The organism is Methylobacterium sp. WL119 (assembly GCF_008039875.1).
Classification (GTDB): domain Bacteria; phylum Pseudomonadota; class Alphaproteobacteria; order Rhizobiales; family Beijerinckiaceae; genus Methylobacterium.
The window spans coordinates 45,925-54,508 of record NZ_VRUU01000023.1; the positions used below are offsets into that span (position 1 = coordinate 45,925).

The 8,584-nt window shown below is 70.5% G+C and carries 6 protein-coding genes; 4 read left to right on the forward strand and 2 right to left on the reverse strand.

The genetic code is table 11. From position 1 onward, the window contains the following. Positions 1 to 253 precede the first annotated feature (253 nt). Positions 254 to 3,982, reverse strand: coding sequence for a vitamin B12-dependent ribonucleotide reductase (locus tag FV227_RS11315; RefSeq protein ID WP_147858943.1), 3,729 nt, complete (start codon positions 3,980 to 3,982; stop codon positions 254 to 256). 564 nt (positions 3,983 to 4,546) lie between these two features. On the opposite strand from FV227_RS11315, the gene FV227_RS11320 reads away from it, so the two are divergent. Continuing rightward, positions 4,547 to 4,963, forward strand: coding sequence for an NADH:ubiquinone oxidoreductase subunit NDUFA12 (locus FV227_RS11320; protein ID WP_147729816.1), 417 nt, complete (start codon positions 4,547 to 4,549; stop codon positions 4,961 to 4,963). Positions 4,964 to 5,307: 344 nt separating this feature from the next. After that, positions 5,308 to 5,952: a DUF2155 domain-containing protein gene (locus FV227_RS11325; RefSeq protein ID WP_147729817.1), complete on the forward strand. Its 645-nt coding sequence runs from the start codon at positions 5,308 to 5,310 to the stop codon at positions 5,950 to 5,952. 49 nt (positions 5,953 to 6,001) lie between these two features. Here the strand turns inward: FV227_RS11325 and aat are convergent, their stop codons facing one another. Then, complete coding sequence (gene aat / locus FV227_RS11330) at positions 6,002 to 6,688, reverse strand: leucyl/phenylalanyl-tRNA--protein transferase (RefSeq protein WP_147729863.1); 687 nt, start codon at positions 6,686 to 6,688, stop codon at positions 6,002 to 6,004. A 344-nt stretch (positions 6,689 to 7,032) separates the two neighbouring features. On the opposite strand from aat, the gene FV227_RS11335 reads away from it, so the two are divergent. Together FV227_RS11335 and FV227_RS11340 are read left to right on the forward strand one after the other, a co-directional pair. Beyond that, positions 7,033 to 7,314 (forward strand): hypothetical protein, encoded by a 282-nt coding sequence (locus FV227_RS11335; protein ID WP_147729864.1) that lies wholly within the window; start codon positions 7,033 to 7,035, stop codon positions 7,312 to 7,314. 132 nt (positions 7,315 to 7,446) lie between these two features. After that, on the forward strand, positions 7,447 to 8,584 hold a 1,138-nt coding region (locus FV227_RS11340), incomplete at its 3' end, for a hypothetical protein (protein WP_147858944.1).

The following is an 8,584-nucleotide window of genomic DNA, read 5'->3' on the forward strand; positions in this document are numbered from 1 at the left end:
GAGTGCGGCTCGGTGTCAAATTAAGGAAGCGAAGTAAAAAATTGTTCGGTTGTTCATCGGTTGTTGGCTAGGTGGGTCCGTGGGGATTCTTTTTGTTAGACCAGCAGCTTGAACAAAAGAAGGGCGCGCGGCTTATGCCACGCGCCCTTCGAATTTTCAAACTTATGCTTCGAGCTAGCTTACTCTATGGTTCCGCAAGGCGTTTTTATGCTTCGATTCACACGTTACACGTCCCCTGCGCCGACCGCCGCGCCTACGAACAGCCGGTCGTGCTGCCGCAGGTGTCGCACTTCAGGCAGGTTCCGTTGCGGACCAGCGTGAAGTTCGCGCATTCCGGGCAGGCCTCGCCGACGTAGCCCTTCATCTTGGCCTCGGCGCGCCGGTCGGCGACGCTGCGCTCCGGCTTGGCGAAGGGCAGGGCCTCGATCGACGTCTCCGCGTGGCCGGCGAAGTCCGGCTCCGCCTTGAGCGCGGTGGCGCCGCGCATGGCGTGGACCACGCCGCCGGCCGGGGCCGACTGGCCCGCGTTGCCGGCGCCGACGCCGACGGTCGCGCCGGACGGGCCGCCCTGGATCAGGGTCAGCCGGTCGGCCGAGCCGCGCAGCAGACCGCGGGAGACGACGCTGGCGGCCGTCTGCTGCGGCTTGCCCGCCTCGCGGGTGGTGTCGCCCTCGCCGCCGCCGAGCACGGTCGAGCCGATCTCGGAGGGGTCGACATGGGCGAGGTCCATGCGGGCGAGGTACGAGATCGCCAGCTCGCGGAAGACGTAGTCGAGGATAGAGGTCGCGTTCTTGATCGCGTCGTTGCCCTGCACGAAGCCCGCCGGCTCGAAGCGGGTGAAGGTGAAGGCCTCGACGTATTCCTCGAGCGGCACGCCGTACTGGAGCCCGAGCGAGATCGCGATGGCGAAGTTGTTCATCAGGCTTCGGAAGGCGGCGCCCTCCTTGTGCATGTCGATGAAGATCTCGCCGATGCGGCCGTCGTCGTACTCGCCGGTGCGCAGGTAGACCTTGTGGCCGCCGACGACGGCCTTCTGGGTGTAGCCCTTGCGCCGGTGCGGCAGCTTCTCGCGCGAGCGGATGCGCTCGACCCGCTCGATCACCCGCTCGACGATTCGTTCGGCGAGCTGCGTCGCCTTGGCGGCGGCCGGCGCCTGCACCAGCGCCTCGACCATGTCCTCCTCGTCGTCCTCGTCCTGGATCAGGGCCGAGTTCAGCGGCTGCGACAGCTTGGAGCCGTCGCGGTAGAGCGCGTTGGCCTTGAGCGCCAGGCGCCAGGACAGGGTGTAGGCCGCCTTGCAATCCTCGACCGTGGCGTCGTTGGGCATGTTGATGGTCTTGGAGATCGCCCCCGAGATGAAGGGCTGCGCCGCCGCCATCATGCGGATGTGGCTGTCGACCGAGAGGTAGCGCTTGCCGATCCGCCCGCACGGGTTGGCGCAGTCGAACACCGCGTAGTGCTCCTGCTTCAGCCCCGGCGCGCCCTCGAGCGTCATCGCCCCGCAGATGTGGGTGTTGGCGGCCTCGACGTCCTTCCGCGAGAAGCCGAGGAACGGCAGCAGCTCGAAGGTCGGGTCGGAGAGCCTGTCCGCCGGCACCTTCAGGGTGTCGGTGAGGAAGGCGTCGCCCAACGTCCAGCGGTTGAACACGAACTTGATGTCGAAGGCCGACTTCAGGCCCGCCTCGATCGCGGCGATCTTGTCGTCGGTGAAGCCCTTGGCCCGCAGGGAGCCCGGGTTGATCGCCGGCGCCTGGCCCATCGAGCCGTGGCCGACCGCGTAGGCCTCGATCTCGGCGATCTCGGATTCGCGGTAGCCGAGCGCGCGCAGCGCATCCGGCGCGGCCTGGTTGATGATCTTGAAGTAGCCGCCGCCGGCGAGCTTCTTGAACTTCACCAGGGCGAAGTCGGGCTCGATGCCGGTGGTGTCGCAATCCATGACGAGGCCGATCGTGCCGGTCGGCGCCAGCACCGTCGCCTGCGCGTTGCGATAGCCGTGCTCCTCGCCGAGCCGCAGGGCGCGGTCCCAGGCGGCGCGGGCGTGGTCGCCGAGATTGCCCTGCGGGATGTTGGCGTGGTCGAGCGGCACCGGGGCGATCGAGAGGAACTCGTAGCCCTCCGCCTCGCCGTGCGCCGCGCGGCGGTGGTTGCGGATCACCTTGAGCATGGCGTCCGCGTTGTCCTCGTAGGCCGGAAAGGCCCCGAGCTCCGCGGCCATCTCGGCCGAGGTGGCGTAGGACACGCCGGTCATGATCGCGGTCAGCGCGCCGGCCAGCGCCCGGCCCTTATCCGAGTCGTAGGGCAGGCCCATCGTCATCAGCAGGCCGCCGATGTTGGCGTAGCCGAGGCCGAGCGTGCGGTACCTGTAGGAGAGCTCGGCGATCTCCTTCGACGGGAACTGCGCCATCGTCACCGAGATCTCGAGCACCACCGTCCAGAGGCGGTTGAGGTGCTCGAACGCCTCGACGTCGAACTGCTTGGTCTGGCGGTCGTACATCGTCAGCAGGTTGGCCGAGGCCAGGTTGCAGGCGGTGTCGTCGAGGAACATGTACTCGGAGCACGGGTTCGAGGCCCGGATCCGCCCGCCGGTCGGGCAGGTGTGCCAGTCGTTCATCGTGGTGTTGAAGTGCAGGCCCGGATCAGCCGAGGCCCAGGCCGCCTCGCCGATCTTCTCCCACAGCTCGCGCGCCGGCAGGGTCTTGGTCGTCTTGCCGGTGGTGCGGGCCTTCAGCTCCCAGGGCGCGTCGGTCTCGACCGCGCGCAGGAAGTCGTCGGTCAGCGAGACCGAGTTGTTGGAGTTCTGGCCGGCCACCGTGAGGTAGGCCTCCGAGTCCCAGTCGGTGTCGTAGACCGGGAAGTCGATCTTGGTGAAGCCTTGGCGGGCGAACTGGATCACCCGCTTGGTGTAGGAATCCGGCACGGCGTCCTTGCGGGCGGCCTTCACGGCCTTCTTCAGGGCCGGGTTGCGCTCGGGGTCGAAGCAGGCGTCGCCTTCCGCCTCGCACTGGGTGCAGGCCTTCATCACCGCGGCGAGGTGCTTGGAGACGATCTTGGAGCCGGTCACCAGCGCGGCGACCTTCTGCTCCTCCTTCACCTTCCAGTCGATGTACTGCTCGATGTCCGGGTGGTCGATGTCGACGATGACCATCTTGGCCGCGCGCCGGGTGGTGCCGCCGGACTTGATCGCGCCGGCCGCCCGGTCGCCGATCTTGAGGAAGGACATCAGGCCGGACGACTTGCCGCCGCCGCCGAGTTTTTCGTTTTCTCCACGAAGCATCGAAAAATTCGAGCCGGTGCCGGAGCCGTACTTGAACAGGCGCGCCTCGCGGACCCACAGGTCCATGATGCCGCCCTCGTTGACGAGGTCGTCCTGCACGCCCTGGATGAAGCAGGCATGCGGCTGCGGGTGCTCGTAGGACGAGGCGGACTTGGTCAGCTCGCCGCTGCGGTAGTCGACGTAGTAATGGCCCTGGGCCGGGCCGTCGATGCCGTAGGCCCAATGCAGGCCGGTGTTGAACCATTGCGGCGAGTTCGGCGCGACCATCTGCTTGGCGAGCATGAAGCGCAGCTCGTCGAGGAACGCGGAGGCGTCCTCCTCAGAGGTGAAGTAGCCGCCCTTCCAGCCCCAGTAGGTCCAGCAGCCGGCCAGGCGGTCGAACACCTGCGTCGCCGACGTCTCGGAGCCGGTGCGCTCGGCCTCGGGCAGCTCGCCGAGCGCCGCCTCGTCCGGCACCGAGCGCCACAGGAAGGACGGGACGTCGTTCTCCTCGACCCTTTTCAGGCGCGCCGGCACGCCGGCCTTGCGGAAGTACTTCTGCGCCAGCACGTCGCTCGCGACCTGGCTCCAGCTCTCGGGCACCGAGATCCCGTCGAGGCGGAAGACGGTCGAGCCGTCCGGGTTGCGGATCTCGGACAGTGCCTTGCGGAACGGGATCGCCGCATAAGGCGAGGAACCGGACGTGGTGTAACGACGCTCGAACCGCATGAGACGCACCTCTCCCGACGAGGCGCAGAGGCGCCCCGGGGTTGAATCCGGAGACCCGAAGAGCCGAATCCGGGCGCCTGAAGCGACGCTGCCCGGATCGGCCGACGTTGGTAAGAAGGTGGCTGGACGCGCACGGATCGAACGGATCGGCGCTCCCGAACCATGACCCGGACATTAACGCCGGGCCGGCCTTCACGTCAACAAGTGGTGTTCGGCCTCCCGGTTCCACGCTAGATGTTGTGGTCTTGGCGGTAAAATTGTGGATAAGTCGGCGCCGGCCGTAAGTGCTGTTTCCGCCTCCTGGATTTCGCGCGGAAAATTTTTGCGTCCACAGCGTCGTCGGGGCGCCCGAAAACGCCCGCGCCGCGCCGCCGCGCCGGCATGGCCGCCGGGCAACGGGGCCGGTCCGCGGCGACGCCCGCCCGGCGGCGTCACCGGCGCCCGGACTCGGGTTTCGGACTTGGTTCTGGACTTGCGGGCACCCGCTGCTCATAACCGCGCTCTGCATGCGCAGCCCGGATCGCGATCCCCGGCCGCGCGTGCGAGCAGGCTTCGGAGACGGCGATGGCGCTCAAGGACACGCTTCTGCGCATCTTCACGTGGTGGAACGGGCAGACGATGTCGCTCGCGCTCTACACCGCGCGCAGCGGCAACTTCGTCGGCAGCGACGACCACGGCAACAAGTACTACCGCGCGCAAGGGGCGCTGATCGACCGCTCGGTCGGCTCGGAGCGGCGCTGGGTGGTCTACAACGGCTACGCCGACGCCTCGAAGGTCCCGCCCGGCTGGCGCGGCTGGCTCTGCCACAACATCGAGCTGCCGCCGAGCGAGGAGGCCTACACCCCGCGCGAGTGGCAGAAGCCCCACGTCGAGAACATGACCGGCACGGCCGACGCCTACCGCCCGAAGGGCTCGCAGCTCTCCTGGGGCGCCCGCCCCGCCGCCACCGGCGACTACGTGCCGTGGACGCCGGGCGAATAGCCCCCCACCAGTCCGGCCGGCACGTCTCCCCTCCGGTTGGATAGGCCTCCGAGGCCGGATCTGCTTTGACGACCCGGTCTCCGTCATTCCGGGGCTGCGCAGCAGAGCCCGGAATCCAGGGCCGCCGCGAGGCGCAGACTGGAGCGAGACCCGCGGCGCTGGATCCCGGGCTCGCCTCCGGCGCCCCGGGATGACGGGGAGGGGCCGGAAACGAGACCTGCAGGCCCTGTCCGCCCGCGTCGCGACCACGGAGGCCGCGCCCTTTTTCCACCACCGTTTCCGTATTGAACGCGTCGATCCGCCGGCCGCGCGCCGCGTCGTTCACTTGCCGAGAGGGGCGTGCCTTGAGCCGCATCACCGCACGGGCCGCGTTCGGCCTCGCCGCCCTCGCGCTCTGCGCAGGCCCGGCCTCCGCCGACAAGATCAAGAACCCGACCGCGGTGTTCTCCGGCCTCGACAAGATCACCGGCCGCATCGTCTCGTTCGAGGTGGCGGTGGACGAGACCGTGCAGTTCGGCGCGCTGCAGCTCACCCCGCGGGTCTGCTACACCCGGCCGCCGACCGAGAGCGCCAAGACCACGGCCTTCCTCGAGGTCGACGAGGTGACGCTGGAGAACAAGTACCGCCGGATCTTCACCGGCTGGATGTTCGCCTCGAGCCCCGGCCTGCACGCGATCGAGCACCCGATCTACGACGTGTGGCTGGTGGATTGTAAGGGCGGCAGCGACATCATCGCCGAGGCGCGCGAGCAGGAGGACGTGCCGGCGATGGCCGCCAAGCCCGAGCGCAAGCGCGGCACGAAGGACGCCGCCAAGACCGTGCAGCAGGTCAACTCCGCCGGCCAGGTCGACGTCGAGGCGCCGCGCGGCGTCCCGGTCCAGCCGCGCCAGAAGCCCTCGCGCAAGTTCTTCCCGTCGAACGAGGGCCCGGCCCCGGCCCCGCCGCAGCCCCCGCAGCCGCAATCGATCTTCGACGCGATCTTCCGCTGACCGCATCCCCCTTTCCCTCCCCCCTGAAGCGGGGGAGGGAAGGGGAGCCTCACGCCTCCGCGGAGCCCGGCCCGAGGGCGGCCAGGGCCTGCGCCCCTCGGACGCTGCCGTCCGTCGGCCAGGCGTTCCAGTCGGCGGCGTGGCCCAGCGCCTCGGCGAGCCGGCGCTTGTAGACGTGGCGCGGCAGCTCCTCGGCGCCGAACTGGGCGAGGTGCTCGGTGACGAACTGGGTGTCGGCGAGGCGGTATCCGCCGGCGCGGAGCCGTCCCATCAGGTGGACGAGGGCGACCTTCGAGGCGTCGCGCACCTCGTGGAACATGCTCTCGCCGAAGAAGGCCGCCCCCATCGAGACCCCGTAGAGGCCGCCGACGAGCCGGCGCGGCTCGCCGGCGTAGACCTCGATCGTGTGGGCGTGGCCGCGGTCGAACAGCGCGCCGTAGAGCTCGCGGATGCGGCCGTTGATCCAGGTGCGCTCGCTCTCGCGGCGCGGGGCGGCGCAGCCGCCGATCACGCCGTCGAAGTCGGTGTCGCTGCGGACCTCGAACACGTCCGAGCGCACCGTGCGCGCGAGCCGCTTCGACACGCGGAACCCGTCGAGCGGCAGCACCCCGCGGGCGCGGGGCTCGACCCAGTACAGCGTCGGGTCGTCGGCGTCCTCGGCCATCGGGAAGATGCCGGCGGCGTAGGCCTTGAGAAGGATCTCGGGCGTGATCTCCACGCGGGTGCCGTCGTGCATGGCGGCGATTCTGGCGTGCGCGCGTCCGGAACGCCAGTGGGGCGGCCGCGCAAATCCACGGCGCCGACGCCGCGGGCCCGACCGGCCGGCGATCGCGATCCTTCTGCGGTTCGATCCGTCCGCATCAGGACCGACCTGCAGGGGCGGCGATCTTTGGAAGCACATCCCCGGCCGCATTGGCTAGGATCATCAGCATCGAACCCAAGAGGTGGCAGCACGCCGCCCGGAGGCCGGCATGATCGTCGCCATGCGCAAGTCCCGACCCGAGGCCCGTCCGATCCCGTCGTGTCGTCGCACCGACGGCACGGGGAAGGATCGCAATACGGCACGGAAGGACGACGGCGATGGGCCATCACGACACGGCATTTGACGCATCCGGCGCGGGACGGACATTCGGATCCCGCACCTTCGCCCTGGCCGCGCGGGCGCACCGCCGGCATTACGGCCGGGCCGCCTTCGCCACCGCCATCGACGACGGCCTGATGCCCGACGAGGTGCGCGGCATCCTGGCCGGCCGCAGGATCGTCGACGCCTTCCCGGTGCGCCGGGGCGAGAGCCCGCCGGCCTATGCCGGCCGCGCCGTGGCCGAGATGATGGTCGCCTACCTCGCGAGCGAGACGCCCTGAGCGGCGAAGCGCCCTCGCGGGCGACCCGGCCGACGCGGTCGGCCCGACCCTGATCCCACCCCGAAGTCCAGTCCCACCCCGAAGTCCAGCCATCGGACGACCTGCGCGACGCCGCAGGCGAGAGGTTTCGGCATGCCGATCCACACCCGTCGCCGCATCCCATCCCGGTTCGCGTTCGCCTGCGCCGCCTCCGCCCTCGGCCTCGGTTGCCTCGTCGGCGCGGGCTCGGCCGACACGCGGACCTCCCTGCGGATGGCCTTCGTCGGCGCCTCGACCGATCTGGCGCAGCGTTTCGCCCCGGCGGACGCGGCGGCGCGGGTCGCCCTCGGGCCGGGCGGGGCGGACGTGCGGGTGGCCGGCGACCTGATGGACGGCGTCGCGCTGCGGGTCGAGGCCCTTCTGGCGGCGAACCCGCAGGCCCGCCGCATCCACCTCACCAGCGGCGGCGGCCTGGTCGAGGAGGGCCTGGCGCTGGGGGCGCTGATCGCCGAGCACGGGCTCGACACCTACGTCCCCGACGAATGCGCCTCGGCCTGCACCCTGGCCTTCGTCCGCGGCCGCGCGCGCTACCTCGGCACGGCCGGGCGCCTCGGCTTCCACGCCCCCTACGAGGCCGGCCTGTTCGGGCAGACCTTCGCCGTCGACGCCAGCCCCGAGCGGGCGGCCTATCGCGACGCCGGCCTCGCCGCGGACTTCACGGCGGAGGCGCTGGCGGTCGCCTCCGACGACATCTGGATGCCGGATGCTGAGCGCCTGATCCGGGCCGGCGCCGTCACCGAGGTGGTGGAGCCCGACCGCTTCCCCGACTCGACCCTCGACGACGACGACGGCCCGGAGGCGGCCCGCGCGCAGGTGCTGCGCAACCTGCCGATCCTCGCGCAGGCCGACCCCGCCGCCCTCGACCGCATCGCCGCCTGGTACCGCGACGGCTACCGGAACGGGCGCTCGGAAGCGGACGCCTTCGACGGGTTGCGCGCCCGGGCGAACGACCACCTCAGGGTCCTGTTCCGCCGGGCCGACGACGCGACCATCCGGGCGCTCGGGCATGCGGCGCTCGCAGCGTCGCGGGCGGTGGGGGCGGGCGACGGTGATGCGTGCGAAGCCATCGCCGGCGGCGACGTGGTCGCGATCGACGAGGCCCTGCGGCACGCCGCGCACCCGGTGCCGAGCCTGCCGGCGCTGATCGTGCAGGCGCGACGGCAGAATGCGGCGCCGACCGAGGGAGCCGCCGCGGGCGACGACGCCCGCCCGCGCCGGCACGCCCGGCGCC